Genomic DNA, 26,003 nt, shown 5'->3' on the forward strand with positions numbered 1-26,003 from the left:
CATGTACCGAGAGTGTAGAAATTGCGCCGGACTTAGCATCGAGGTTGCATCTGAAGAAATCGGAGTGGCGCCACGGACGCTTAATAGCACAAATGGAGACGGTAGAAGAATGGGGGCAGGAAGTTAGGAGGGTGTTGCGATGAGCTGGAATATACGTATACAGGAAGTGCTAGAACGGACGGCTGACTACGATATGAGCTTGATGGATGCCGAACAAAACGAAGCCTATCAACATCGTCTGGAACTGAATCGAATCAAACTAGAAATGCAAGAAGCCAAGAAAGAAGCTGATGAGTTCTTGAAGTTGGCTGAGGCATATAAAGCAGCAGGGGAAGAGAAAGGATATCTAGCAGCATGGTCATATCACAAATTGAATCTGCGGCGCTATCATGATTTGTCACTTTATTACATGAAAAAAGCTGCCGAGTGCGGGAACACTCAAACAGCTTAGCAGAAATGGTCACAAAAATCATAACACACGTTCGTGTGTACGGCAAGCTCGGGCTTGCTGTAGGGGCCGGGAATTCCACCTCTTAACCACATCTTTTCTCTCTGCCTGGCTCCTACAGCACTTCCGAAAGGAGGGATGAGCTATGAAGTAAAGACATAAGCCCTTTGCCTTCCAACCTTTACTATCTTACAGGGCGATGCCCTGACTTTTTAGCCCATAGGACAAGCCTACAGTCGGTGTAAGTTCGACAGGGGGCCACCACAACAAGAACTACATAGGCGCAGCTAAAGGGCTGCAACGCCAGTGTAGGGGTAGGGGCGCTGGCACGAAAGGGGGTTAGAATATGACGAACTTAGACAGGTTTTCTCAAGGTCTTCCAGACCCAAAAGAAGCGCGAGTCGTTGGTGAATGCATCACTTGCGGCGGTGGAGTCTATGAAGAAGAACTGGTTTGGGGGACAGATGAAGGTTTGTTGCATGACAGACGCGATTGCATCAGGGAGTACATTGCTGATTTTGCAATCCAAAAGGTTGCAGGGTAATCAAAAATGACCTGCGGCAACAGGTCATAATCACTTTGATAATCGGTTACTTAAATCTTATCACGAACGCTCTTTGAAAATCAAATAGGAGGCAAAACGATGCAAGCAAATACTCGTCGCCGAATGGAAAACCATAATACATCACATCCATTATCAATTTATATAACAGTGAAACATCATTGCAAAAATGCGAATCGATGAGCATTGTTTCTTCTGCAATCGTTGCTGCTACATTGGATTTGCCGATTGACAAAAATTTAGGGTATGCCTGGATTATCCCTTACGGAAACAAAGCACAATTTCATCTGGGGTACAAAGGATACATTCAATTGGCCTTGCGGTCTGCTCAATATCGGTATATCAATGTGACTCCCTCTACGAAGGTGAACTTAAAAAGTGGAATCCTCTTACTGAAGAAATCGACATTGATTTTGAATCACGAGCCTCGGATGTCGTAATCGGATATGCAGCTTATTTCGAACTGTTAAACGGATTTAGAAAAACCGTCTACTGGACGAAAGAACAGGTTGAAAAGCATAGGAAAAGATTCAGTAAATCGGATTTTGGGTGGAAAAACGATTGGGATGCTATGGCCATGAAAACTGTGCTTAAATCCCTTTTGTCTAAGTGGGGCATCTTATCTGTCGAAATGCAGAAGGCTGTTGTAGAAGATAAGGATGAGCGTGAGCTAAAGGACGTTACTAGCGAGTCACATGCCGACATGATAGAAGTCGAAGGGATGACAGTAGGTGGAGTCTTAATCTAATAACCAAAAAAGCGTAGCCAATAGTTACGCTTTTTTCTTTGGTAGAAAACATATGGAGGTGTGTAAGTTGTATCGATTTTATTTTGGAACCTTATCCGTATTACTAAAAACCATATTAAATTAAATGGCCAATAGTAACACATTAGATAAAAAAGGAATAAAAAGTAACTTTTTATCTTTTATTTGTTATTATTAAGGAAACTTCTATTAGCAAAGGGAGGAGTAAAAAGTGTTAAACCATAAAAATGTAATGTTTTTATTTTTACTTTCTTTTTTGTTGCTTTCTGCATGTGCGGAAAAGGAGCAACAAACATCTGTACCAGAAATAAATGCTCCTAAACTAGAAGCTCCTAAACTAGAAGCCCCTAAACTAGAAGTTCCTAAACTAGAAGCCCCTAAGTTTGATGTACCAAAATTAAAGGCACCTGATCTCTCTGTAACATCTGATAATAAACAAATTAAAATTCGAATTCCTGATACCGTTCTCTTTGACTTTGATAAGAGTGAATTAAAGCCATCAGCAAAAGTTGTATTAAATGAGATAGGTGAAGTTTTTAAAAAGTACGAAGGAGCAAAAATAGAAATAAATGGGCATACTGATAACATAGGTGAGGAGGCATATAATAAATCACTTTCTGAACGAAGGGCAAAAGAGGTTAGCAATTATTTAAAGGAAACCTATGAAGAAGAGAACCTTCATATAAGAACAAAAGGGTATGGCGAAAGCCAACCCATTGCGCCTAATGATACTGAAGAAAACCGGCAAAAAAATCGACGTGTTGAAATTGTTATTGAGCCTAAAATGTAACAAAATAAATTACGGTAAGCATATATACAGCTTAAAGCCTGATAATAAATCACTACATAATTTCGAGTATTTAAAAAGGAATTATCATTATATATAGGGAAAAAACTGCTACAGTCAATGTAGCTGCCGGGGCAGAGTTGTTATCGTATAAATATCTTGAGAATAGAGGGTTTGCAAAATTAGAAAGAGTAAAGGATAGCGAAAAATACAAACTGGTTATTCTACCTGTAGGAATTTAATTTCTAAAACAACATGAAGAATAAATGTGCATAATTGCGAAAAGGCATCGGATAATTCCGGTGCTTTTTGTTTTATCTTAGAGATAAAACGCATAAAAAAGAGGGGCTGCCACCCCTATGCTTCCTGCGCGATATTCGTTTCTATGTAGCAATACGGACAGCGTTTAAAAGGATTATATCCTACTGACCAATCGTCCACGTCCGTATCAACGTGGTGATTGTCTCGCATTTTCTCGATGTTGCACTTGGATGTAATATTTGCGCTGACATGAACCTCTCTCTTGTAGACATTCACGATATACGTAGCCAAAGTATCACCTCCTGCTACATTCTTCGATAAGGAGTGAGGAAAAAGCTAGCGCGTACGGTATTCAGCCAGATAGCGCAGGAGAAACCAGTCCGTATCATCATCCATACATGATTCCCGTAGCGAAAGCAGACAAAATCATCGCCCTCATCCAAGCAGAATGGAAAGAGAAGGATGAACAAATGAAGCAATATCAGAAAATGTGGCAAGAAGAAAACGCGAAGCCGGACAAGTGTCAGCAGAAGCTGGACGAGTACCACAGAGCAGCAGAGGCGCTGCGTAAGGATATGAAAGAGCTTGGTGAGCTGGCTGACGAGGTGAGGAAGGCGTCAGGTAGGAAGACCGTGAATAGCTGACCATATCGAGCATTTTCTCGAAATGTTTGCGAAAATACCCTACTACCCTTTATTGGGTGGTAGGGCTTTGTATTTATAAAAGAATGAGATACTATTTATATATAATATCTTCTCGTAAGGTTTCCACCTTTTCTAATGCTTGGGCTATATCATCTTCATCAACACCAAAATGTGCAAGAGCATCACGAAGATGTCTAACGATAGCATCGAAGTGAGCAGGCTGTATATTCATTCCTTCGTGCACCTTTGCCATAGACCCACCAGTGTATTGATTGGGTCCGCCTAATGCGAAGCTAATAAACTTCGTTTGATGTCGGCGCTGCTTTTCCATGTCCGTGTTTTTGAAAAAATGGTTCACGGTATCATCTGCTAAAACTAAATCATAGAAGTAGTCCACCACTTTAGCAATTGTCTCTTCGCCGCCAAGCCTTTCGTATAATGTGCTCATATGAACCTCCCTTTGGATAAAACAGTCAATATATATATTTTCACGAAACGGTCTGAATCATTCACTGAATCGAGAATTTCAATTTGAAGAAAAACGACTTATCTGAATTTAACTTTTTTCATGTTTACATATGCAAAGTTATGGGATACATAATTTCTTTCCTATGCGTAACTGTAAGAATATCAAGTAAGTACCAACATCCTCCACATAGGAGCCATACCTGATGAAGTTGCAAACGGCCTTTATATTTCTATTTGTAAATTTTTACTTTATTGTTCTATAATGAAAAGATAAGATTGTACCAGGAGGAATGAAATAAAATACAGGGAGGGGGAATATAATGAAACATGAGGAAGAAGAGAGAGAAAAAGCGGCCGGTGTCGCCTACATCGTTATTGCATATGTTGTGTGGGGATTGTTGCCGCTTTATTGGAAGTATCTTGATGATATTCCTGCTTTTGAGATTTTGGCGCATCGAATTTTCTGGTCTTTCGTATTTGTCGTCTTTCTTTTGTTTTTCTATCGGCGCTGGAATGTATTTGCAACTGCGTTTAAGAACAGAAATAACCTTCTGTTTGCTTTTTTCAGTTCCGTTTTAATTAGCGCGAACTGGTTTGTTTATATATGGGGGGTTAACAACGGGCATGTAGTTGAAGCAAGTCTGGGATATTATATTAATCCGTTGCTTAATGTGGTGCTCGGTGTGCTGGTGCTGCGCGAACGCCTGACAGGATGGCAGATAACTGCGCTGGCGCTCGCGAGCGTTGGTGTGGCGATTTTGACGGTGCAGCACGGCAGAATTCCATGGATTGCTGTCGCGCTGGCGACTACCTTTGCGCTGTATGGCCTTGTGAAGAAAAAGGCGCAGACGGAGGCGCTGGTTGGTCTAGTCCTTGAAACCGCCTTTATGGCTCCGCTTGCGCTTATGTATATTCTGTTGCTGGAAACGCGGGGAAGCGGAGCGCTTGGATATGGTTCCAGCCTTACGCTGCTGATGTTGGTTGGCACGGGCGTTGTGACGGCGCTGCCGCTGCTTTGGTTTGCCAAGGGTGCGCGTGTCGTGCCGCTGTCAACGATCGGCTTTATTCAATATGTATCGCCTACGATTAGCTTGTTAATTGGGGTGTTTGTGTTTAAAGAAGCTTTTACTTTTGTTCATTTGGTCAGTTTTTCGCTGATTTGGAGCGCGCTTCTGTTGTATTCCTTGTCGTACACGAATGTGTTGTCCCCGCTTTCCCGCTATCGAAAGCCGGGTTCGTATTCCGGGCAATTGCGCGAAAAAAAACACTTTCACTAATGATGTGAAAGTGTTTTTTCGCGCGTTTATTTTTTACAAATAATGAGCAAAATCTTTTCATTACTTCACATAAGAAAAAGGCCGTCCCCTCTTTGTGCTCGCATACAGTAAAGCAGGGAGGGAGCGGTATAATGTGGATAAAAGATGAAAAAAGTGTACTCGGCGAGTAGGCGGTATGGGAGTTTTTTGAATTTTTGCTACGGACCGGATTGCCGCAGCGCGTCGCCGCTGCGAAGCAAGAGGAGCGGAGGGAGGAAGGAGATGGAGAAAAGGAGAAATAAGCGTAAAATTTATGTAGGGTGGTATAGGATGTGGACGTAAGATCGTTCCATTTTTTATTTATGAATGCTTATGCGACGGAGTGGGCCTCCACTCCATCCCCATTCATATGTCATAATGATCACGAAATCGACGATGCGGCCGTGGGCGGCGTAATCATGTGCACCATGCCATTCGCCTGTTTTGAGATCGGACGATTTCGGGGCGAGCGCGGTGGACACGAGCAGGCCGTTGTTATGCATAAACGCGGTCAGGCGTTCTAGAAACGCATTGTATAAATTTCGTTGCTCTGGATAAATCCGTTCGAAGTCCACGTTGATGGCGCGGTAGCCTTTTTCCTTCGCGACCCGCAGCACGTTGTTAAATAGGCGGTTTTCCAGTGTGCGATTGGTAAAAATGGCGCTTGTAATCTCTGCTCTGAAGTTTCCCTCTGCAAAGTTCGTAATGACCATCATCGGCGCCACATTATTTTGCAGCGCAGCTTGGATTACGGACGTGTCGTTTATCGGCTCCAGCGAAGCGTCGGACCTTACATGATAGCTAAAAACGGACAGATATGTAAGGTGCGGCGCTGTTTGCCGGACAATCGGGACGTCACGGTTCGGAGCACGCGGCTCAATGTAGCCATTTGTTCCGATTGTTCCGTATTTTTTGCTTACGGAAGGGATAAGCAACACTTGACCAGGCGTGAGAACGTAGGGCGGCGGCAGCGGATTGAGCGTCAGCAGCGCGTCTACGCTGACCCCATAGCGGTTGGCGATGGACCAGAGCGAGTCGCCGGGCCTAACCGTATGTCGTCTGACCCTGGTTGGAATGACAAGCGTCTGGCCGACGACGAGACGATCTGGTGTTCTCCACTCATTAACGAGCGCAATTTCCGCCGGATCGACGCCGTATGCTTGGCCGATAGACCAGAGCGAGTCGCCTGGTTTTACAACATAAATATCCAGAAAGCATCCACTCCTTATTTTTTTCATGATATATTATTCGGCAACAGCCTATTTGGCGCCATTTTTTAGCAGAAGGAGGGATTTTTATGTTGATTTCCCGCATCGCTCTGCCTTCGTCCTTGCCCGATGTAAGCGTCTACCACATTCTGTACAAGTCGGGTGATGCGGTTGTGGCCGGATATTTAGCCCGCCCAAAGGCGCCTGACATATATCCGGGGCTTGTATACTGTCGTGGAGGAATTCGCCGGGTCGGTATGGTACAAATCACATGGATTGAGCATATGGCAGCTTGCGGCTTTGTCGTATGCGCCCCTTCTTATCGCGGGAATGAGGGCGGGGAAGGACATGATGAATTCGGCGGCGCGGACCGCGAGGATGTGTATGGCGCGTTTGATTTGCTTGCACATTTGTCGTGGGTGGACAAAAAGCGCCTCGCGGTTATCGGTTTTTCCCGGGGCGCGATGGGCGCGTTTCTCGCCGCGGCGGAGATGAACTTTGTGCGTGCCGTCGTTTCCTGGGGAGGGGTGGTCGATTTGCATCTTACATACGAAGAGCGCGCAGATTTACGCCGGATGCTCAGACGAGTGGTCGGTCATCCGGTTAAGGACGCGCGCGCCTATATGGAACGTTCAGCGCTGTACCGGGCTGAAGACATCACATGTCCTGTCCTTTTTATTCAGGGAGGAAAAGACGAACAGGTAAGTCCCCGTCATGCGCGCTACATGATAGAACGGCTTGAGCGCCTCGGCAAGCCGTTTACGGCTTGGTATTATCCGCAGTATGGGCACCACTTTCCAAAGGCAGCTCATTATGGAACGATCAGTGAGGCATGCCATTGGCTGAAAGACGTATTGTCGGTCCCATGAAGGGATTACCGAATGAAAAAAATGATAAAATTTTTGAGATTTAGAAATAATATGTTTTCCACTATATGTATGTTACGATTTTAAGATCTAGGTGAATACTAACGATACCACGGTAGAAAGCTATAGGAAAAAGGAGGACACACATATGGCATTTCTCTGGTCTTTGATTGTAGGCGGGATTATCGGCTGGTTGGCAAGCCTAATTGCCGGACGTGACATCCCGGGGGGAGTTATCGGTAACATTATCGCGGGTTTTGTCGGCGCCTGGATTGGTTCAGCGCTGTTTGGTAACTGGGGGCCGGTTATTGGCGGGTTTGCGATCATTCCGGCGGTTATCGGCGCAATTATCGTGGCGTTTGTAGTTAGCTTTATTTTGCGCAGCATGGGTCGCGCTACGAAATAAACAGCTGCGCCAAGAGAAAAACAAAAGAGCCTGCATCCGAAAATTTGGATGCGGGCTTTTCTCATCTGCTTACTTTTGGGAGCGTACTTTGGTCTCCATATAATGGAACATACCTTTTGCGTTCATCTGGATATCGAACTCGAATGTTTTTAGAATTGGATCGTTTTCCGGTACGCCCATTTTGACTAATTCGTTATGGAAGTAGCGGCGTAAACGCTCAGCCACATGCTCCCAGGTCGCATGTTCCGCATATGCCTCTTCGGCGATGCGGGCATACATATTTGTCCGTTCGATATTTTCCGCAATGATGCGTTGCGCGTCCGCATGACGGCCATAATGAGTCATATATATTTGTTCTACATCCAGGTTGGCGAAGCGGCGCAACGTGGCGCTCATTGCTTCCGGGTCAAATTGTGTGGGCGACGAGCTTGGCGTATAGAAGTCAACACCGAATGTTTCTTTTAACCAAGGAAAGCTGATGCCGATGGCGTCACCGCTGAACAATCCTTTACTTACCGGATCGTACACTACAAAATGGTGGTATGCATGCCCCGGACTGTCATAAAATACGAGCGTACGATTATCGTCGATGGCAAGCTCCATTCCGTCTTCCGCGATCATCATTCGCTCTTTTGCAATAGGTATGATCGGGGTAAACAGGCGGTCAAAATCGTCGCCATACACTTGTTTCGCGCCTGCAATTAATTTCGCAGGGTTCATCATATGTTTCGCGCCGCGCGGGTGAACCACCAGCTTGGCGTTTGGCAGTTTTTCGAGCAATAGTCCGGCTCCTCCCGCATGGTCAAGATGAATATGCGTTACGATAACGTATGTAATTTGTGCGGGGGCCACACCCAGCTCTTCAAGCGCGGCGAGCACACGTGGAACGGAAACGCTTGCGCCCATTTCTACGACCGTTTTTTGCTCGCTGTCAATAAAGTAGCCGGTTGAACGACCTTGCTGCATGCGATCCACAAGTTCAATCTGGTATATATTGTCACCGAGATTTACAATATGATTTGTTTTCACTACCATATCTCCTATCATTTTGATTTTTCTAAATTTACTTTATTATAACATAAAGAGCTTGTATATAAGCAAAGTTGAAATGATCACCACAGCGACATTCGGCCTGGAAGTGGTCGTGGTGCGCGAAGGTAAATAATGAGGATACGAAGATGGTAGCCGTGGATAACTTAATAGAATGTTCTGAGAAGAGATAATTGTTCCTTTGTGTGGATGTGATAGCCGTTACACGTACTCGGAATCAAAATCGTGTCGCCGCGTCTTAGTTCCAAATTCTCGCTGTTCGTATCGGTTTCGAGCACACCGCTTCCTTCCGCCACGATCAGTATGTCTGGATTCCCTTTTTTTCCGAGTGATAGGTCACATCCCCCATTTTTAATCAAAAGTTTCTCGATCGAAAAATAAGGGCATGTCAGTAGATGTTCATGTTTCATAGTAGATGTCTTCGAGATAAAAAAGCGCTCCTGGTTCGATTGTGTTGCCAGCGGATTGGAGTTATCGTAAATCATCACATCTGCCGCTTTATCAATATGTAGCTCTCGGCTTTTTCCGTTTTTGTCCACGCGCTCCCAATCGTATACACGATATGTAATATCAGACGTTTGTTGAATTTCGATCAAAATGGTTCCGGATAGTAAAGCATGAAGAGTTTGCGCAGGGACGAAAATCAGCTCGTCTTTTGTAATCTCTTTCGTTTGCAAAAAATAGGGAACTTGTTTCTCTGCAATAGCCCGTAGATATTCTTCCTTATTCTTGAACGTATGACCGTACACGATTTTCGCATTCGGTTTATGTTCCAGGATGTACCATGCCTCGGTTTTTCCAAAGTCACTTTCGACTTCCTTCGCGTAGCAATCGTTCGGATGGATTTGGACGGATAAATCTTCACGGGCCTCAATGAATTTAATAAGCAGGGGAAAACGATCCTGTGGAGAATGGCCTAAATAGTCCTGGGGAAATTCTTCCGTTAATTGAACGAGTGTTTTTCCGGAAAGAGGTCCGTTCATGACAACGCTCATTGCATTGGGATGACTGGATAACACCCAGTATTCCCCAATAGGCTTTGAAGTGCGTACATCAAACCACTCTTTTAATTGGTTTCCACCCCAAATTCGTTCTTGTGGAATAGGAAAGAACTTGACAGGATATGCCTTCATGTTTCATCACCCTACCGATGGATTTTTGAAAAATTCAACAGTCAGGATTAGAAAGATGAAGCAAAACAGCCTAATGCGAGCATTAAGGCGGTTTTTCCTACCATGTATTGGAATTTAGGAGAGGAAAGGTATTTATATTTTTATATCTAGTATGTTTATTCAATCAATTCAACAACGAAAAAAGAAAATGAAGCACAAATAAGGCTTATTTTTTGCAAAAAAAATGGATTTGTTTCTTTTTTCTCTTGCTGACATGCAAAAAAAAAATGAATCGTATTCAATGGAAAACTAAGCAGGCGTAAACAAGAAAAAAATTTATATTTCAAGAAAAAAATAAATGATTTTGCAAGGAATCGACAGAAAATAGTCAAACATTAACATTGATCGCCGTTGTAAAGAATACGAATGATTTTTATATTATTGTTAGCAGCCGTTTTATATGAGTGCTAATAAGTTGCGTGAGAGAAAATTTCATAAACAGTGGTAAGGTTTTCTCTTTGTTCTCGTTTGAACGTACATACTTTATTGTTAGATTCCCATTGTTGCTAAATTTATCAGATGAACCAGCTTCCATGTAAAGTCTTTCTTCTTGCATTTTCTGCTATTTTTAAACTTTATAACATTATGTAGGAGATGATGTAGATGAAAGCATTGCTGTTGGCTGGCGGATTGGGAACGCGTCTAAGACCGTTGACGGAGAATTTGCCGAAACCGATGGCGCTGATCGGAAATCGGCCGTGGTTAGAGCATCTCATACTGCATTTGAAGAGCGAAGGAATTGCTGATTTTGTGATCGCGGTGAAGCACTATCCAGAGATGATTCGTGATTATTTAGGTGACGGAACTTCATTAGGTGTGCGCATTCAATACGCAGTCGAAGAAACGTTGCTTGGTACGGCGGGCGCGATCAAAAATGCACAGGAGTTTTTAGATGATCGTTTCCTTGTTGTGAATGCCGATATTGTTCATCAAGTGGCTATCCAGCCTTTGCTGGATTTTCATCTGGAACACGGAGGAGCGGTCACGATCGGATTGACTGAGGTTAAAGATCCTTCGCAGTACGGCGTGGTCGAGCAGGATCCGTTTGGGCAAATTGTCCGTTTTGTGGAGAAACCGAGTAAAGAAGAGGCTCCTTCCAACCGCATCAATGCCGGTATTTATGTAATGGAAAAAACGGTGTTGGAGTGGATTCCGAAAGGGGAAGAGGTATCGATCGAAAGAGAGACGTTTCCGCTATTGATCGAAAAGGGAATGAGAGTCTACGGTAAAGTCATTGATGGTTATTGGCTCGATATGGGAACGAAAGAACGCTACCGTAAGGTTCACTGGGACCTATTGGAGCGAAAGTTCAGGCTTCCTTTGGGAGGAAAGGAAGAAGAAAATGGCATCTGGATCGGTGAAAATACGAAAATTGGGTCAGGGGTGTTGTTTGTTCCGCCGGTGCTTATTGGAAATCGTGTGAAAATTGGTGATCGCAGCGTGATCGGGCCTTATGCGGTCATAGGGGACCACTGTGAAATCGGGCAAAACGTCCGCTGCTCGGAAACGATTATGTGGAACAGATGCAGGGTTCACAATGCTACACAGTTGAAGAACTGCATTTTTGGCTACGACCTGGAGTTAGGTTCCAAGCATATTCTTTATGAGGCCGTAATGAATCGATGGGCAGGTGGATTACAAGGATGAACGGTATAGCCTATGTAAGTACGTATATTCCAAAAAGATGCGGTTTGGCAACGTATACCCACCATCTAAGGCAAAACGTGAAGGCGGCAAAAGGATGGAAAGGGTTAGATCCGGTTATCGTTATGATCGGATCTAAGGAACAATCGATGTACCAAGAGCCTGATCCAGCTCTTTGGCCTTTGTTGCGTGATAAAAAAGAAGCGTATACCAAAATGGCCAGAAAAATTAACAACAGTCATGTTTCGCTCGTCTCGCTGCAGCATGAATTCGGTATTTTCGGCGGTCATGCGGGCGAGTATATTCTTGAATTTATTGAAAACGTAAAGAAGCCGCTCGTTACTACTTTTCATACGGTTTTTCAAAAGCCGGAAGAACCCTATCGTTCCATTCAACAAGTGATCGCGCAAAGAAGCGACCGTATTGTCGTAATGAATCGAAAGGCGATTCCATATTTAGTGGACGCTTTTTCGATACCGGAAGACAAAATTGTTTTTATTCCACATGGCACTCCGGTTCCGGAACCCGAAAAAAGGGAGCAGTTCAGGGAGCAACTGCAATGGACAGGCCGAAAGGTTTTGCTTACGTTCGGACTTCTAAGCAGGGGAAAAGGAATTGAAATGCTCCTGCACACATTATCAATGGTTGTAAAAGTGGTGCCTGATATACTGTATGTCATTGTTGGTCAAACACATCCTGAGGTAAAGAAACGGGAAGGCGAATCGTATCGGCAAGAGTTGCAGGAACTGATCCGCGAAAAAGGGTTAGAGCAACACGTGCTGATGATCGATCGGTATGTAGCGGAAGAGGACTTGGTGAAGTATATAACGGCATGCGATCTCTATGTCACTCCTTATCCGGGAATGCAGCAGATTACGAGCGGAACGCTCGCCTATGCCGTAGGATTGGGACGACCTGTAGTGACAACTCCTTACACGTATGCGCAAGACCTGTTACGAGGTTATGAAGAATTGTTGGTTCCGTACAAAGATTACACCGCCTGGGCGCAAAAACTGATCCGGCTTCTTTCCAATCCAGACGAATTAAGACAATGGGAAAAAAGGATGGAGCAAATCGGGCGAACGATGCACTGGCCGCATGTGGGAGCGGAATACGCCCGCCTTTTTGCCCGGGTCGCGCAAACGGCTCAGACGCTTTCACCTCGGGGAGAAGGGCAAAGAGAGGTGAAAGAAATTGTATCCTTATACAGTTAGTTTTCGCCATCTGGAACGGATGACGGATGACACGGGGCTGTTGGAGCATAGCTTAGGAATGATTCCCCGGCGCAAAGAGGGGTATACAACCGACGATAATGCGAGGGCGTTGTGGGTTTGTCTCGAGTGGCTTCATTATTATTCGTTAATCCCCAACGAGTCGCAAAAAGAAAAGCTTTTTCATCTTATTGACCGGTACCTGGCTTTCCTGTTATGGGCACAGCGTGAGGACGGCCATTTTCATAATAACTTCGCATATGATCGGACACCGGAACCAGAACGTCCTTCCGACGATTGTCTTGGGCGAGCGCTTTGGGCAAGTGCGATTACGATCGTCAAATTAAGGCATGATCAAGATCGCTTGCTTGCAGCTGAACAGATATTCGATAAAGGAATGGAACCATGCGCCCAGATGGCTTATCCCCGTGGATGGGCTTATGCGCTCGCAGCATGCAGCTTACTGGCAGGTAATCTCACCAAAATTAAGGAAACGCTGGAGCGCTGGGGGGCGGGAATGGAATCCGTTTTACGCTCCCGTGTAAGACTTTTTGAAAATAAATTAACGGAACTTTATCGCTGTCACGCCCGGGCTGGATGGCATTGGTTTGAACCGGTGATGACCTACAGTAATGGTGTTTTTCCGTGGGCGATGCTTCATGCTTATAACGTCACGGAAAAACAGGAAACACGCCAGATCGCCAAAGAAAGCCTTGATTTTTTGATTGAGAAAATGACCGCGCCTCAGGGGTGGATCAGACCCATTGGGAACAGGGGCTGGTGTACGGAAGAGACGAGAAGCAAGTGGGATCAACAGCCGATCGAAGTGATGAAATTGGCGCTAGCCTCAGCGCAGGCGTATCGGGTACTGGGAGATCTTATATATTGGGAAGTGCTTAACAAATGCCGTTCTTGGTTTTACGGAAATAATGACTGGCAAACGCCGCTGGTTAATTTCCAGGAAGGTAGCTGCCATGACGGTTTAACACCGAAAGGAATCAATGGAAATCAAGGTGCTGAATCGACGATCGCGTACTTGCTAACGGAGGCCAACTATTCCATTTTGAAATTGGAGGTTGAGGCAAATGTCTGTTGTGTCTGAGAATGCTGTGATGCCCGCTCACGTTTTTAGGGAATATGACATAAGAGGAAAAGCGGGAGCGGATATTGATCAGCGGTTCGCGTATCTGTTAGGCAGAGCTTTTGGCGACAAAGTGAAAAAAAGAGGAGTAAGTCAGGCCGTAGTTGCAAGGGATAACCGAACGTCTTCACCGGAATTGCATCGTGCTTTAATTAGTGGGCTTCATCGGTCAGGTTGCGAAGTGATTGATGTTGGTGAAGTGACAACCCCGATGTTTTACTACGCGTTGGAACATTTTAATATATCGTGCGGGGTAATTATCACCGCAAGTCATAATCCGGGGGACGAAAACGGATTTAAAATTGCGATGGATAAGACTACCATTTACGGAAGTGCCATTCAACAATTGAAGACGGTGATGAAGGAGCTTAACGCTTCGGAAGCGATACCGGATTCATTTGATTGGGATAAGAATTTGTTGAAACCACGCGATATTGAAACCCCTTATTTACATATGCTGCGGGAAAAAATCAAGCTGGGGCCGAGAAAATTGAAAGTGGTTGCTGACTGTGGAAACGGAACCCCGTCGCCTTTTGTGCCGAAGGCGTTAAAGGCTTGGGGATGCGACGTCATACCGTTATATTGTGAATCTGACCCGAGCTTTCCGAATCATCATCCCGATCCGGTCGACCCGAAAAATTTGCAGGATTTAATTTCTAAAGTAAAGGAAGAACAGGCGGATCTCGGTATCGCTTTTGACGGCGATGGTGACCGCCTTGGAGTGGTGGATGAGAAAGGACACATATTATGGGGCGATCAGCTCATGATTTTGTTTTGGCGTGAAATTTTGCCGAAGTATCCTGGATGCGAAGCGCTGGTGGAAGTTAAATGTTCCCAGGGGCTGGTTGAGGAGATCGAGCGGTTGGGAGGGAAGCCGGTCTTTCACCGGACGGGACACTCCCATATTAAAGCGACGATGAAAAGAATCAACACGCCTTTTACCGGAGAAATGTCGGGACACTTGTTTTTCCGTGACGAGTACTACGGTTTTGACGACGCACTTTATGCGGCGGGAAGATTGTTACGCATTCTGTCGCACAGCGAGCGCCGTTTGTCTGATTTATTTTCGGATGTGCCCCAATATTTTTCTACCCCTGAAACGAGAGTCCCATGTGAGGAAGGGCAAAAGCAGCCGGTACTGGAGCAGGTCAAACGGCATTTCAGCGGGAAGCATGATATTATTGATGTCGACGGAGTAAGGGTTTTATTCGGAGACGGCTGGGGATTGATACGAAGTTCCAACACTCAACCGATTTTGGTGTTGCGAGCGGAAGCCGAATCAGAACAGGGTTTGAAGCGGATCAAGCAAAAAATGGAAAAGGCGCTTCATGCGGCATGTTCTGACCTTGTTATTTCTTGGTGACAGGCATAAACTGATCAAACATGAAAAAGGAGTCCTACCTTTTGATAAATCCTGTGAGCTTTAAGGGAGGACTCCTTTTTTGTTAGCAGGCCAAGTTGATTTTGTTGGATAGGCGGAAGGATTGATTTATTTTAACGGCACTTGATATTTATATTTATATTATGAGATGGTGGATTCCAAGCTTGGGATCGCTATGTTTAATGCTATGTATAGAATAAATGTACATATTTTTTATTTATATCAGCGTTTTCGGCTTTCGGGTCGTGAGATTTCTAGAATTGGAACTTTGGTACAAGGGGGTATGGAGGTGAAAGTGAAACCTTTCGCTGTTGGAGTAGATATCGGAGGAACGAAAGTGGCGATTGGAATCATCGATGCCAAGGGCTGTGTTGCCGCATCGACGATAATTCCAACGAATGTATCGATCCTTGCGACGGAAATGGTTGCACAAATTGCAGAACATATTTTACGCCTGCTTGATAAGAAGGGAATAACAATGGAACAAGTTGCAGGAATTGGCATCGGTGCCCCGGGACCTTTAGACGCAAAACAGGGTAAGTTGATTTGCCCGGTGAATTTGCCGTCTTGGGACGATTTTTGCGTAGTTGAAGAACTAAAGCGAAAAATTTCGGTTCCGGTCCTGCTTCAGAATGACGCAAATTGTGCCGCTCTTGCCGAAAATTGGGCAGGTAATGCCCAAGGGTGCGAGCATTTTATCTATTTGACCATTAGCACCGGAATTGGGGCCGGTGTAGTTATCGATAAAAAATTGGTTTCCGGCTATCGCGGGAATGCGGGCGAGGTCGGTCATATCGTGATTGATCCGGCACAGGGAAGATGCGCTTGCGGACAGAAAGGCTGCTTTGAGTGGGTTGCATCAGGAACAGCGATTGCCAGGCGCGCGTCCGAGGTGATGGGAACGAAGCTTACGACAAAAGAGGTGTTTGCCCTTTACCGAAAGAACGAACCTCGGATCGTACCTCTAATCGAGGAAGCATTTACACATATTGGCATGGGATGCGTCGCTTTAATTAATTTGTTTGATCCGGAGAGGATCGTGATCGGCGGCGGTGTAGCGGAAGTGCGATCCTCTATTTGCAGCGGTTCGAAAGTATGTGAGAAACCATACGCTAAACCCGGCGGCACGCAATACTCCGATCGTTCCAGCGCTGTTGAAAAAAGATGCGGGAATGATCGGCGCAGCCGCTTTGATACATGTAAACTTTGAAAAATGAGGAAGGCTCCGTCATTTTTTCGCGAAAGTAGGTGGGGCGGCGTGCGGCCTGGCCGTTTGGCTTCGTCATGGAAAACGGACGCGCGGGTACATTACTTTCCTTTTTCATTCAGTAAATAGCGCAGGGTGCGGACGCTAATATTTAATAGACGGGCAGCCTTTTTCTGATTGCCCAGTGTTTCACGTAGCGCTTTCGTGACAAAGGCTTTTTCAATTATTCGTTCCAGTTCTTTTATGCGTTTCATAATCGATGGGAAATCGATGTGCTCTATGCTGCTTTGCCATTGTGCAAGCAGCTCTTGTTTCCATGATTCAAGATAGTCTTCAAATGGCAGAAGCGCTTGTCCTTCGTTCCTGGGAGAAGGGGAGGAAGTTTGAGATATACGGACTGGCTTAACGATGGAAGCAGGTAAATAATCGGGAGTAATTCTTGACGTTTCTCCATCTGCCAGCGTAAGTGCGCGTGCTACCACATTGGATAGTTCTCTTATATTTCCAGGCCAGTCATACTCTTGCATCAGAGCCAGTGTTTCAGAGACGAAGAACATTTCGCCGGTTTTGTGTCGTTTGGCAAGGTATTGCACGAGATATGGAATATCTTCTCTTCGTTCGCGCAACGGCGGAATAGAAAGCTTGACTACATTCAAGCGGTAGAGTAAGTCCTCACGGAATTTTCCCTGCCTGACCGCTTCATGCAAATTGACATGAGAAGCGGCAATAATGCGTGCGTCCGTATGACGGTGCTGTTCGCTTCCGATCCGCATAAATTCCCTTGTCTCTAAGACACGCAACAGTTTAACCTGAATGGAAGGGGAAGCATCGCCAATTTCGTCGAAAAATAACGTGCCTTTGCTGGCGATCTCAAATAATCCTTTGCGTGTTTGGGTGGCGCCGGTAAAAGCGCCCTTTTCATGGCCAAACAATTCGCTTTCCAGCAATGTTTCCGTAAACGCTCCGCAGTTGACCCCGATAAAAGGTTGTTGCTGTCGTGCGCTGGCGTGATGAAGAAAGCGGGCAAGCACTTCTTTTCCTGTACCGGTTTCTCCTTCGATCAATACGGTAATATTTTTGCGCGCAATTTTGTAGGCGAGGGATAGCAAATGATGCATCTCGGTACTTTGACCGACAATAAATCCGGTTTGTTCGGCCAGGCGCAGCATTTCCGTTTGTCGCTGATTCACAGGAGAGGTGAAGAGACTGTGAATCAGCCTTTCTAGTTCATCAATATCATCGAACGGCTTCTCGATATAATCTTCCGCACCGAGTCGGATGGCTTCAAGCGCTGATTTTACCGTACCGTAACCGGTCATAATGATAACTCTGCACCCGGGCATTTTTTCCTTGATGGCTTTTAAAATATCGAGTCCGTTCGTATCTGGCAGCTTTAAGTCGACAAGAGCGGCCTGATATGGTTCGCCGGCGAGCGCTGCCATAACTTCATATGCATTGCTAGCAAATGAAAGATGGATATCTTTCCTGTGCAGTAGATAGGAAAAAAACGTTTGTACCTGTGTTTCATCGTCAACAATTAGCATTCGATTCATATCATTTCTCCTTATCATTGTTCGTTTCTTTCATAAGAGCCGGAAGAATAAGGGTAAAGCAACTTCCATGTCCAGCTTTGCTTTCCATTTCGATGGTTCCGCCGTGCGCCCGGGCGATACCAAGGCTGACGGAAAGACCGAGTCCTGTGCCTTGTTGCGCTTCCTTCGTTGTAAAGAAAGGGTGAAAAATCTCGTCTTTGTTTTCTTCTGCGATTCCGCAGCCGTTATCCCTGATGTGCAGGCATATAAACCGTTTGTCTTTTTGAACGGTTTGGATAGCGATGTTTTTTTGTTTTTTCCCGTTTGCGTTGACGGCATCTTTTGCATTGAGCAATAGATTGAGAATGATTTGTTCGATTTGCTGGATGCTTCCTTCTATAAGCGGTAAGTCCGTCTGGAGTTGTACGGTAAGCGAAATATTGCTGCGCTCAATTTGATAACGAACAAGGCTGAGCACCTGATTGACCGCGTCATTTAATGAGCATTCATAAAACATGTAGTCTTCTTGGCGGGAAAAAGTAAGAAGATTTTGAATAATGTTTTTGCATCGTTTACCGCAAATAAGAATATCGTGCAGCAATTGATTCTTGCGTGTTCCATTTTCACTTTCCCGCAATAGAAGTTGCGTATTTCCAAGAATGGCTGTGAGGGGGTTATTTAATTCGTGTGCAACACCAGCTGCCATTTCGCCGATTGCCGCCAATTTCCCGGATTGGATTAGCTGTGCTTCGATGTGTAGCTTTTTTGTTACATCTTTTATGTAAAGAATCGCTCCGTACATCTCGTTCTCTTCATTCAGAACCGGATAAGCAAATACATCACAAATGCGTTTGCCGACAAGCTGAAGTTGTTGATAGGCGGTTTGCCTCGTACGGTAGCATTCGCTTAACGGGCAAAGCGTCCATGTATGAGTCGGGGGACGAAATAATTCGTCGTATTTTTTTCCATAAATTTTGGTTTCGGGAATGCGGAGAAATTCACAAACTGCTTGATTGAAACGAAGAATATGATAATCCATGTCTACATATAATAGCAAGTCCTTCACGGCACTGAACGTTCGTTCCCATTCCCGCTTGCTTTGTAGCACCTCGTTATAGAGCCGCGAATTTTCGATGCAAACCGCTAGTTGGTCGGCCAGTTGCTGTAGAAATGTTAAATCGGAATGATTATATGTATCAGAAGATGTACCGCCAAGGTTGAGCGCGCCGATAGGACGATTTTTGCTGAATAAAGGAACAGCAAGCATTTGCACGATATTTACATTTGACAAGATTCGTTCTTCTGCATAAAGCCCTTGTTGATCCAGAGAAGGGGTGACAGTATGTAACAGCACTTTTTTTTCATGAATGGCTTTCCAGCATAATGAATCGTCCGGGGTTAATAGGGTGCCTGGTGGAATGACCACATGGTTCTGTGGATAGGCGTTGCTTAGGATAAGGCTACCGTTTTCAAACATAGAAAGGGATAGGTAGTCAAAGGAAAAGATATTTTTCAGCTTGTCCATGACATTTTTCAGCATATCGTCTATGGACATATCTACATTGAAACTTTTTACAACCTGATTAATAATTTCAAGTTGCATATTCTTCTTTTTAATTTTGCGCAGGTTCTTTTTTAATTCGGTGTAGTAGTTGCGTTTGGAAGAACGGGCGCCTGTAAGCAGCTCGATAATATCTCGCTTGTTTTCCATCATATATAACCGCCTCCTATAAAGCTTTCCGAAAGATCATTTCCAGTTCATGAATGCCGATGTCACGGGGATTGGTAACCAGGCACACGTCTTCGCTGGCCGCCTGGCTCATTGGCAGGATTAAGTCCTCAGTAAATCCGATATCAGAAAGACGTTGCGGGATGCCGATGTCTGAAGCGAGTTGCTTAACATGGTAGACCGCACGTTTCGCGGCTTCGGCCGCCGTCATATCGGTAATGTTTTGTCCCATCAAAGCGGCGATTTGTCCGAACCGCTCGGGAGCGGCCAAGAAGTTATATTCCATTACATAGGGCAAAAGAATCGCGTTTAGCTTGCCGTGCGGAAGATCGAGATACCCGCCTACCGCATGAGCCATAGCATGGACGGCGCCGAGAATCGCATTTGAAAAGGCGAGCCCCGCTTGCAGGCTGGCCATCGCCATGGCCGCTTTTGCTTCCTCGTTTGTGCGTGAAGCGGTGGAAGCTCGCAAATGCTTAGACACGAGTGAGATGGCGTTTTTAGCTTGTACATCCGTTAGCGGAGTAGCCGCCACGCTGACAAATGCTTCGATGGCATGAGTGAGTACATCCATTCCCGTTTCTGCCGTTAATTCCGCATCCTTTGTAACCAGCGTTTGTGGATCGGTAATCGCGATGTCCGGTACAAGTGACTTGGAAACAATGGTCATCTTGATTTTACGGGAAGAATCCACAATGACGGAAAACTGGGAAACTTCCGAGCCAGAACCCGCAGTCGTTGGAATCATCAGAAGCGGTGGGAGAGGTCGTTTGATTTTATCGGCTCCTTCATATTCATGAATGATCCCGCCATTCGTAGCAAGAATCGCGATCGCCTTGGCCGCATCCATTGCGCTGCCGCCTCCGATGCCAAGGACGGCATCACATTCGCTGAACTGGTAGCGCTGTACACCTTTTTCGATTTCATAGTCTTTCGGATTGGATGTAATATCATAGAATAGCTCATAGGCTAATCCGCTCGCCTGGCATACTTTGATAATCTTTTCGACCCAACCGGCAGCCATGACGCCTTCATCGCTAACAATGAATACCTTATTGGCTCCGATCCTTCGACAGCATTCTCCTGTCTGATGCAAGGAGCCTCGCCCGAAGAGAATTTCCGGTGCAGCGAATTTAGAAATGTGCATGTGTCGCCCTCATTTCGGAGATTTGATACATTGTAACAAAAAATTGGCTAAAAGCGCCGAATTCTTGCTCTTTTTTCCCGCGATTTTTTGCTTCTGAAAGCGGAAGCGCATAGAAAACGCTTATGAAATATATTTTTTGTCTATTTATACTAATCGGAAAATTTGGCATAATCTTTGCGTTAGATGAATAGTGGAAGCGAAACAGCAGGGAGGGAACTTCCGCCTTCCTTCTTTTTCTTTCCTTCATAAGTAGAATTATAGCAACGGTGCAACGAAAAAGAAAATATTTTCATGTAAAGAATTTGAAAGGAGAGAAGAAAAATGGAAAATCAAGTGTTTGGATTTTACATGCCGGCTGTGAATATAATGGGGATTGGCGCGGCAAAGGAAATCGGGGAACGTATGAAATCATACGGCAAAAAGAAAGCGCTTATCGTCACAGATGCAGGGCTTTATCAATTTGGCGTAGCCGATCAAATGGCTGCCTATGTGGAAGAAGCGGGTTTACAAGCTGCGATTTTTCCCGGAGCGGAACCAAATCCGACGGATAAAAATGTAGAAGCTGGTCTTGCCATGTACCGTGAAGAACATTGCGATTGTATCATTTCACTGGGCGGGGGAAGTTCACACGATTGCGCGAAAGGGATTGGTTTGGTCGCCGCTAATGGCGGAAGGATTCATGATTATGAAGGAGTGGATCGTTCCCAATCGCCAATGGTGCCCTTGTTTGCGGTAAACACGACTTCCGGTACGGCCAGTGAAATGACCCGCTTTTGCATCATTACCGATACATCGCGCTCGGTAAAAATGGCAATTGTAGACAAGCATGTAACGCCAACGATCTCCATTAATGACCCGATGCTGACAGTAAAAAAGCCGCCTGCTTTGACCGCGGCAACTGGGATGGATGCATTGACGCATGCGGTAGAAGCCTATGTTTCAACCGCCGCCACCCCGATTACAGACGCATGTGCGCTTCAGGCGATTCGCCTGATTAGCCGGAATTTGCGCGTAGCCGTAGCAAACGGCGAAAACCTACAGGCGCGCGAAAATATGTCGTACGCGCAGTTTTTGGCAGGCATGGCCTTCAATAACGCTTCACTTGGGTATGTGCACGCGATTGCGCATCAGTTTGGCGGTGTGTATAACTTGCCGCACGGCGTATGCAATGCGATTCTCTTGCCGCATGTCGAGCGTTTCAACTTAATTTCCCGAGCCGAGCGATTTGCCGATATCGCTGAAGCCATGGGTGAAAACATCAGCGGCCTGTCGATGCGGGAAGCGGCGGAAAAAGCAATTGAAGCGATTGAGACGCTGGCGCGCGATGTAGGCATTCCGAGAGGATTTGCCGAACTGGGTGCTAAGGAGGAAGATATCGAGCTGTTGGCCGTGAATGCGATGAAAGACGCGTGCGCATTGACCAACCCGCGCAAAGCAACGCTGGAAGATATAAAAGAAATCATTCGCGCCGCATTTTAACATGGGACAGGTCGTGCACCTTGTCCCTTCCACACAGAAGTAAAACCGCCTCCTTGCTGTTCTTTTCTGCTTACGCAAACAGGAGAAGAGCAAGGGGGCATGATAGGACGCTATTCGATCTGGATATTGTATTTCTTCATTCTGTTGTACAATGTTACACGCGAGATGCCAAGTAACTGAGCCGCAGCCGACTTGTTGCCGTATGTTGTCCGGAGCGCTTCCACCAGCTCCTCGTATTCATTTCGTCCTGTTATTTTGCGAGGAAGAGAAGCTTGAGGAACCAGTGGTGTCTGGGAGGGGAGAAACCCTTCGGGAAGATGCTCCGGCTCTATCCGTTTTTGATCCGTTAAAATAACAAGGCGCTCCATCAGATTGCGTAGCTGTCGGATGTTTCCTGGCCACGCGTATTCCAGCAGCAATACGATCGTTTTCGGTGCCAACTCTGGAAACGGTTTGCCATATTTGACTGCAAACTCCTTCAAAAACAGCTGTGCCAGTTCCGGAATATCCTCTTTTCGTTCGCGCAGCGGGGGGATAGCCACGGATATAACATTCAGTCGATAGAACAGATCCTGGCGGAACTGTCCCGCTTCCACCATTTCCTCAAGGTTGCGGTTGGTTGCGGCTATAATACGTACATTGGTCGGAATCGGTTTATGTCCTCCTACACGGTAAAACTGCCGTTCTTGCAGAACACGTAGCAGTTTCACTTGTTGATCAAGCGGAAGTTCACCGATTTCGTCAAGAAACAGCGTGCCTCCAGCAGCCATATCGATCTTTCCTTTTTTCCCTTCGTGAACCGCGCCGGTGAAGGCGCCTTTTTCATAGCCAAACAGTTCACTTTCAAACAGGGCAGCCGGAATTGCGCCACAGTTCAGCGCAACAAATGGCCCCTCTTTCCGCGGGCTTGCGCGGTGTACCGCTTCAGCAAACAATTCTTTTCCGACACCGGATTCTCCGGTGATTAACAGGGTTGCGTCAGTATGGGCCACTTTTCGGGCCAGTTCGATTGCGTGTGTGATCGCTGTGCTGCGCCCTTTAATCTTATAGAACGGATCTTCCTGCTGTTCGGCGTATCGTTCGGTTTCCAAATTGTGCAGGTGGGCAGTCGTGCTGGAAAGCTGGTCATGCAGGCGCACCACATCGCTGATGTCCTTTTCTGCAGAAATGCCGCCGATAATGCGTCCAGAAAGTATTACCGGAGATGTATTGATAAGTACGTGTGCTCCTTCGCGTGGCTGATTGTAATGACGGGAGATGGAAGAACCGTCACGAATGCTTTTGAGCAACATGATCGCGTCTTTTTTAAAATGGCGGGTAATGTGGTGGTGCAGAATGTCCTCCGACGGGATGCGATACATTGCTTCCGCCTGTTTGTTCCAGCCGATCACGTTTCCTTCCGCGTCGACAATAGTCAGCGAATCATCAACCGTATGCAGCACTCCTTCATAGAACGCGAAGCATTCGCGCAGTGCGCGGGAAAGCGCTTGTACCAGCGTTTCCGCCGAAATATATCCGACCGTTTCCCCGGCTTCGGAGATGACGTCGACATCGATGGCGTCCGGCTTGTCTGAAATTAAGTCGAACAGGCGAAGTGTTTCTTTAGCCCGAACGGAAGCGAAACGTTTGGGCAAAGTGGAAAGCGGTTGCATAAGATTATGAAGGAGCGGGTTATAAAAAGAAAAGGGATATTTTTTCATTTGTAATCACCTAGTTTATTATAATTAACAAAGTTGTATAAAATATGGACGGAAAAACCGGGATGATTTACAAAAATGTAAAGGTGGTAACAATATCATTATACAATTAAAAGAAATGAATGTACAATTTTTGGCGCATGGATGGCAGGAGAGAAGCGATCCTGGGGATACGGGAAAGACGTAGGACAGGAAGGTGAAAGATATGATCATCGAGACGGCTATGAAAAAATTTTTTCTATTTCTGTCGCAAAACAGGACGCTGAATCGGGCGGCGAAAAAGTGGGGCCTTCGCTTCGGCGCGCACCGTTTTGTAGCAGGAGAAACGATTCGTGAAGCGATCAACAAGGTAAGAGAATTGAATAAGCAGGGGCTCGTATGCACGCTTGACCATCTCGGCGAGTTTGTCTCGAGCCGAGAAGAGGCGGTGGAAGCAGCTGATTATTGTATTCGTACTCTTGATGCGATTCACGCGGCAAGAGTCAAAAGCAATCTTTCGCTAAAGCTGACTCAGCTTGGACTTGATATTGACAGAGACTTGTGCCGCGTCAATATGCAACGTATTTTGGAAAGGGCGAAGAAATACGGAAATTTTGTAAGGATCGATATGGAAGATTACAGTCATTGTCAGATAACGATTGACTTGTTGCGTGAATTGCGCCGGGAATACAGCAATGTGGGGACCGTAATTCAGGCTTATTTATACCGGGCGGAAAAAGATGTGGAAACGCTGCGTGGTGTGCCGCTCCGGCTCGTTAAAGGTGCGTATAAAGAATCACCTGAGGTGACGTATCCGGACAAGAAAGACGTGGATGAAAATTATAAGCGTATCATTAAAGCGCATCTTTTGAGTGGAAGCCATACGGCAGTGGCCACTCACGACGATAAAATTATTGAATTTACAAAGCAGCTTGTTGCAAGGTATAACATTCCACGGCACAGATTTGAATTTCAGATGCTGTACGGCATCCGTCCCCAGTCACAACTTGAACTGGTGCGCCAGGGCTATACGATGCGTGTTTATGTACCGTATGGCAATGACTGGTATGGATATTTTATGCGTCGTCTGGCCGAGCGCCCGGCTAACGTAGCCTTTGTGTTGAAAGGAATGCTGGTAAAATAATAGGGCAAAAGACTCTTTGTGTTTTCCTATCCACTTGTCTTCTACGATGAGAAACGAATGAATTTTATGGCAAAAGTCTTGAATATTTATATAAAGAGGAGGGAATAAATCATTCTAAATAACTATATTGTAGATAGATATATGCTGTTTTAGTGCTCATTTTCGTAGTATTATAATAACAGGAAAATGAGGTGGACGAATATGGGCACAGAAAATGGATGCACGATTCATAAAAAAAAGAGCAAAAAAATTAGTGATTCAGTATTCACTTTCCTTTTTGGAGATTTAGTAGAGTCGGAAAAGATTAAGTTGTATATGGATGAAGTGACACAGCGTGTTTACGAAGAGAAGATGGAGCCGGATGAACTCAGAAAGAGCTTGTCGGAATTGACTGATCGTTATGTTATGGATGAAATGAATCCGGCTGACCAAGCGAGTGTGATTCGTTATATTAGCGCGTTTGCCAAAATAGAAAATAACGTAAAGGCCAATCTTCGTATCATGAGATTTAGAGAAAGGCATCGAGGGCTAGAACAGGAAGAATTGAATGAAGCGATACGGAAAATCATTTGCCAGTATCAAGGGACACAGAAGGTAATGAACGAATGGGTTAGACAGTATGCCGCCCAGAGGGGGCTTAGACCGGAATGGGTGGCGACGCCGGACTTAGAGTGGATCGACAAGGAAGAGTAACGGGGGCGCATTAAAATATGTGGCCCCTAAGTTGTGCTACATAACTATAAAAAAAAGAGCCTGGAAGAAGGCTCAATTGAAAAGAG

General features: G+C 45.5%; 25 protein-coding genes and 1 pseudogene. 17 read left to right on the plus strand and 9 right to left on the minus strand.

Annotated features, from left to right (window positions below):
- The first annotated feature begins 1 nt into the window (after nucleotide 1).
- From K3F53_RS19655 to K3F53_RS08170, 5 genes and pseudogenes are all read left to right on the plus strand, one after another.
- Nucleotides 2-127, plus strand: coding sequence for a hypothetical protein (locus tag K3F53_RS19655; RefSeq protein ID WP_257721568.1), 126 nt, complete (start codon nucleotides 2-4; stop codon nucleotides 125-127).
- A gap of 12 nt (nucleotides 128-139) precedes the next feature.
- On the plus strand, nucleotides 140-451 hold the full coding sequence (locus K3F53_RS08155; protein WP_057899029.1) for a hypothetical protein: 312 nt from the start codon (nucleotides 140-142) through the stop codon (nucleotides 449-451).
- Between the two features lie 343 nt (nucleotides 452-794).
- Nucleotides 795-992 carry a hypothetical protein gene (locus K3F53_RS08160; protein ID WP_057899028.1) on the plus strand — a complete coding sequence of 66 codons (198 nt, stop codon included), beginning with the start codon at nucleotides 795-797 and terminating at the stop codon, nucleotides 990-992.
- A 146-nt stretch (nucleotides 993-1,138) separates the two neighbouring features.
- Nucleotides 1,139-1,758, plus strand: a pseudogene (locus tag K3F53_RS08165) (recombinase RecT); the annotation flags it as partial.
- Between the two features lie 229 nt (nucleotides 1,759-1,987).
- Nucleotides 1,988-2,566: an OmpA family protein gene (locus tag K3F53_RS08170; protein WP_057899027.1), complete on the plus strand. Its 579-nt coding sequence runs from the start codon at nucleotides 1,988-1,990 to the stop codon at nucleotides 2,564-2,566.
- 354 nt (nucleotides 2,567-2,920) lie between these two features.
- Here the strand turns inward: K3F53_RS08170 and K3F53_RS08175 are convergent, their stop codons facing one another.
- Nucleotides 2,921-3,115: a hypothetical protein gene (locus K3F53_RS08175; RefSeq protein ID WP_057899026.1), complete on the minus strand. Its 195-nt coding sequence runs from the start codon at nucleotides 3,113-3,115 to the stop codon at nucleotides 2,921-2,923.
- A 179-nt stretch (nucleotides 3,116-3,294) separates the two neighbouring features.
- Between K3F53_RS08175 and K3F53_RS08180 the strand changes: the two genes are divergently transcribed.
- Entirely contained in the window at nucleotides 3,295-3,468 is a 174-nt protein-coding gene (locus tag K3F53_RS08180) for a hypothetical protein (protein ID WP_220560323.1), read from the plus strand.
- 91 nt (nucleotides 3,469-3,559) lie between these two features.
- Here K3F53_RS08180 and K3F53_RS08185 read toward each other — a convergent pair whose 3' ends face one another.
- Nucleotides 3,560-3,916: a group I truncated hemoglobin gene (locus K3F53_RS08185; RefSeq protein WP_057899024.1), complete on the minus strand. Its 357-nt coding sequence runs from the start codon at nucleotides 3,914-3,916 to the stop codon at nucleotides 3,560-3,562.
- Between the two features lie 340 nt (nucleotides 3,917-4,256).
- Here K3F53_RS08185 and rarD point away from each other — a divergent pair, with 340 nt between their 5' ends.
- Complete coding sequence (gene rarD / locus K3F53_RS08190) at nucleotides 4,257-5,213, plus strand: EamA family transporter RarD (RefSeq protein ID WP_057899023.1); 957 nt, start codon at nucleotides 4,257-4,259, stop codon at nucleotides 5,211-5,213.
- Between the two features lie 335 nt (nucleotides 5,214-5,548).
- Here the strand turns inward: rarD and K3F53_RS08195 are convergent, their stop codons facing one another.
- Nucleotides 5,549-6,469, minus strand: a complete 921-nt coding sequence (locus K3F53_RS08195) for a LysM peptidoglycan-binding domain-containing protein (protein WP_220560333.1) — start codon at nucleotides 6,467-6,469, stop codon at nucleotides 5,549-5,551.
- 59 nt (nucleotides 6,470-6,528) lie between these two features.
- On the opposite strand from K3F53_RS08195, the gene K3F53_RS08200 reads away from it, so the two are divergent.
- Nucleotides 6,529-7,308 (plus strand): alpha/beta hydrolase family protein, encoded by a 780-nt coding sequence (locus K3F53_RS08200; RefSeq protein ID WP_057899021.1) that lies wholly within the window; start codon nucleotides 6,529-6,531, stop codon nucleotides 7,306-7,308.
- 145 nt (nucleotides 7,309-7,453) lie between these two features.
- Nucleotides 7,454-7,711 carry a GlsB/YeaQ/YmgE family stress response membrane protein gene (locus K3F53_RS08205; RefSeq protein ID WP_057899020.1) on the plus strand — a complete coding sequence of 86 codons (258 nt, stop codon included), beginning with the start codon at nucleotides 7,454-7,456 and terminating at the stop codon, nucleotides 7,709-7,711.
- Between the two features lie 69 nt (nucleotides 7,712-7,780).
- Here K3F53_RS08205 and K3F53_RS08210 read toward each other — a convergent pair whose 3' ends face one another.
- The gene (locus tag K3F53_RS08210) at nucleotides 7,781-8,740 is read right to left on the minus strand and encodes an MBL fold metallo-hydrolase (protein ID WP_062731156.1); all 960 of its coding nucleotides are present in this window, start codon (nucleotides 8,738-8,740) and stop codon (nucleotides 7,781-7,783) included.
- Nucleotides 8,741-8,907: 167 nt separating this feature from the next.
- Complete coding sequence (locus K3F53_RS08215) at nucleotides 8,908-9,894, minus strand: type I phosphomannose isomerase catalytic subunit (RefSeq protein WP_057899018.1); 987 nt, start codon at nucleotides 9,892-9,894, stop codon at nucleotides 8,908-8,910.
- A gap of 642 nt (nucleotides 9,895-10,536) precedes the next feature.
- Here K3F53_RS08215 and K3F53_RS08220 point away from each other — a divergent pair.
- From K3F53_RS08220 to K3F53_RS08240, 5 genes are all read left to right on the plus strand, one after another.
- Nucleotides 10,537-11,580, plus strand: coding sequence for a nucleotidyltransferase family protein (locus K3F53_RS08220; RefSeq protein ID WP_057899017.1), 1,044 nt, complete (start codon nucleotides 10,537-10,539; stop codon nucleotides 11,578-11,580).
- Nucleotides 11,577-12,791 carry a glycosyltransferase family 4 protein gene (locus K3F53_RS08225; protein ID WP_057899016.1) on the plus strand — a complete coding sequence of 405 codons (1,215 nt, stop codon included), beginning with the start codon at nucleotides 11,577-11,579 and terminating at the stop codon, nucleotides 12,789-12,791. Before K3F53_RS08220 ends, K3F53_RS08225 begins: the two co-directional genes overlap by 4 nt.
- Nucleotides 12,772-13,890, plus strand: a complete 1,119-nt coding sequence (locus tag K3F53_RS08230) for a glycosyl transferase (RefSeq protein ID WP_220560335.1) — start codon at nucleotides 12,772-12,774, stop codon at nucleotides 13,888-13,890. The genes K3F53_RS08225 and K3F53_RS08230 overlap by 20 nt, the downstream gene beginning before the upstream one ends.
- Nucleotides 13,874-15,292 (plus strand): phosphomannomutase/phosphoglucomutase, encoded by a 1,419-nt coding sequence (locus K3F53_RS08235; protein WP_220560347.1) that lies wholly within the window; start codon nucleotides 13,874-13,876, stop codon nucleotides 15,290-15,292. Before K3F53_RS08230 ends, K3F53_RS08235 begins: the two co-directional genes overlap by 17 nt.
- Nucleotides 15,293-15,599: 307 nt before the next feature.
- The gene (locus K3F53_RS08240) at nucleotides 15,600-16,520 is read left to right on the plus strand and encodes an ROK family protein (RefSeq protein ID WP_246615696.1); all 921 of its coding nucleotides are present in this window, start codon (nucleotides 15,600-15,602) and stop codon (nucleotides 16,518-16,520) included.
- Between the two features lie 98 nt (nucleotides 16,521-16,618).
- Here the strand turns inward: K3F53_RS08240 and K3F53_RS08245 are convergent, their stop codons facing one another.
- Genes K3F53_RS08245 through K3F53_RS08255 form a run of 3 tightly spaced genes read right to left on the minus strand, consistent with a single transcriptional unit; the run spans nucleotide 16,619 to nucleotide 20,925 of the window.
- Nucleotides 16,619-18,070, minus strand: coding sequence for a sigma-54-dependent transcriptional regulator (locus K3F53_RS08245; protein ID WP_057899013.1), 1,452 nt, complete (start codon nucleotides 18,068-18,070; stop codon nucleotides 16,619-16,621).
- A gap of 1 nt (nucleotide 18,071) precedes the next feature.
- Entirely contained in the window at nucleotides 18,072-19,763 is a 1,692-nt protein-coding gene (locus K3F53_RS08250) for a GAF domain-containing sensor histidine kinase (protein ID WP_327859958.1), read from the minus strand.
- A gap of 13 nt (nucleotides 19,764-19,776) precedes the next feature.
- Nucleotides 19,777-20,925 (minus strand): iron-containing alcohol dehydrogenase, encoded by a 1,149-nt coding sequence (locus K3F53_RS08255; protein WP_057899012.1) that lies wholly within the window; start codon nucleotides 20,923-20,925, stop codon nucleotides 19,777-19,779.
- A 321-nt stretch (nucleotides 20,926-21,246) separates the two neighbouring features.
- Here K3F53_RS08255 and K3F53_RS08260 point away from each other — a divergent pair, with 321 nt between their 5' ends.
- Nucleotides 21,247-22,404 (plus strand): iron-containing alcohol dehydrogenase, encoded by a 1,158-nt coding sequence (locus K3F53_RS08260; RefSeq protein ID WP_057899010.1) that lies wholly within the window; start codon nucleotides 21,247-21,249, stop codon nucleotides 22,402-22,404.
- A gap of 110 nt (nucleotides 22,405-22,514) precedes the next feature.
- Here K3F53_RS08260 and K3F53_RS08265 read toward each other — a convergent pair whose 3' ends face one another.
- Nucleotides 22,515-24,104 (minus strand): sigma-54 interaction domain-containing protein, encoded by a 1,590-nt coding sequence (locus K3F53_RS08265; RefSeq protein WP_220560359.1) that lies wholly within the window; start codon nucleotides 24,102-24,104, stop codon nucleotides 22,515-22,517.
- A 208-nt stretch (nucleotides 24,105-24,312) separates the two neighbouring features.
- Between K3F53_RS08265 and K3F53_RS08270 the strand changes: the two genes are divergently transcribed.
- On the plus strand, nucleotides 24,313-25,224 hold the full coding sequence (locus K3F53_RS08270) for a proline dehydrogenase family protein (RefSeq protein ID WP_343211545.1): 912 nt from the start codon (nucleotides 24,313-24,315) through the stop codon (nucleotides 25,222-25,224).
- A gap of 201 nt (nucleotides 25,225-25,425) precedes the next feature.
- Nucleotides 25,426-25,917: a hypothetical protein gene (locus K3F53_RS08275; RefSeq protein ID WP_057899009.1), complete on the plus strand. Its 492-nt coding sequence runs from the start codon at nucleotides 25,426-25,428 to the stop codon at nucleotides 25,915-25,917.
- The last annotated feature ends 86 nt before the right edge of the window (nucleotides 25,918-26,003 follow it).

It is taken from the genome of Aneurinibacillus thermoaerophilus (assembly GCF_019603355.1).
Lineage (GTDB): Bacteria > Bacillota > Bacilli > Aneurinibacillales > Aneurinibacillaceae > Aneurinibacillus > Aneurinibacillus thermoaerophilus.

Coding starts and splice junctions, on each gene's coding strand:
- K3F53_RS08205 (WP_057899020.1), top strand. CDS start 7,454: ATGGCATTTCTCTGGTCTTTGATTGTAGGCGGGATTATCGGCTGGTTG.
- K3F53_RS08200 (WP_057899021.1), top strand. CDS start 6,529: ATGTTGATTTCCCGCATCGCTCTGCCTTCGTCCTTGCCCGATGTAAGC.
- K3F53_RS08275 (WP_057899009.1), top strand. CDS start 25,426: ATGGGCACAGAAAATGGATGCACGATTCATAAAAAAAAGAGCAAAAAA.
- K3F53_RS19655 (WP_257721568.1), top strand. CDS start 2: ATGTACCGAGAGTGTAGAAATTGCGCCGGACTTAGCATCGAGGTTGCA.
- K3F53_RS08215 (WP_057899018.1), bottom strand. CDS start 9,894: ATGAAGGCATATCCTGTCAAGTTCTTTCCTATTCCACAAGAACGAATT.
- K3F53_RS08255 (WP_057899012.1), bottom strand. CDS start 20,925: ATGCACATTTCTAAATTCGCTGCACCGGAAATTCTCTTCGGGCGAGGC.
- K3F53_RS08265 (WP_220560359.1), bottom strand. CDS start 24,104: ATGAAAAAATATCCCTTTTCTTTTTATAACCCGCTCCTTCATAATCTT.
- K3F53_RS08260 (WP_057899010.1), top strand. CDS start 21,247: ATGGAAAATCAAGTGTTTGGATTTTACATGCCGGCTGTGAATATAATG.
- K3F53_RS08160 (WP_057899028.1), top strand. CDS start 795: ATGACGAACTTAGACAGGTTTTCTCAAGGTCTTCCAGACCCAAAAGAA.
- K3F53_RS08155 (WP_057899029.1), top strand. CDS start 140: ATGAGCTGGAATATACGTATACAGGAAGTGCTAGAACGGACGGCTGAC.
- rarD (WP_057899023.1), top strand. CDS start 4,257: ATGAAACATGAGGAAGAAGAGAGAGAAAAAGCGGCCGGTGTCGCCTAC.
- K3F53_RS08225 (WP_057899016.1), top strand. CDS start 11,577: ATGAACGGTATAGCCTATGTAAGTACGTATATTCCAAAAAGATGCGGT.
- K3F53_RS08185 (WP_057899024.1), bottom strand. CDS start 3,916: ATGAGCACATTATACGAAAGGCTTGGCGGCGAAGAGACAATTGCTAAA.
- K3F53_RS08180 (WP_220560323.1), top strand. CDS start 3,295: ATGAAGCAATATCAGAAAATGTGGCAAGAAGAAAACGCGAAGCCGGAC.
- K3F53_RS08235 (WP_220560347.1), top strand. CDS start 13,874: ATGTCTGTTGTGTCTGAGAATGCTGTGATGCCCGCTCACGTTTTTAGG.
- K3F53_RS08250 (WP_327859958.1), bottom strand. CDS start 19,763: ATGATGGAAAACAAGCGAGATATTATCGAGCTGCTTACAGGCGCCCGT.
- K3F53_RS08220 (WP_057899017.1), top strand. CDS start 10,537: ATGAAAGCATTGCTGTTGGCTGGCGGATTGGGAACGCGTCTAAGACCG.
- K3F53_RS08245 (WP_057899013.1), bottom strand. CDS start 18,070: ATGAATCGAATGCTAATTGTTGACGATGAAACACAGGTACAAACGTTT.
- K3F53_RS08195 (WP_220560333.1), bottom strand. CDS start 6,469: ATGAAAAAAATAAGGAGTGGATGCTTTCTGGATATTTATGTTGTAAAA.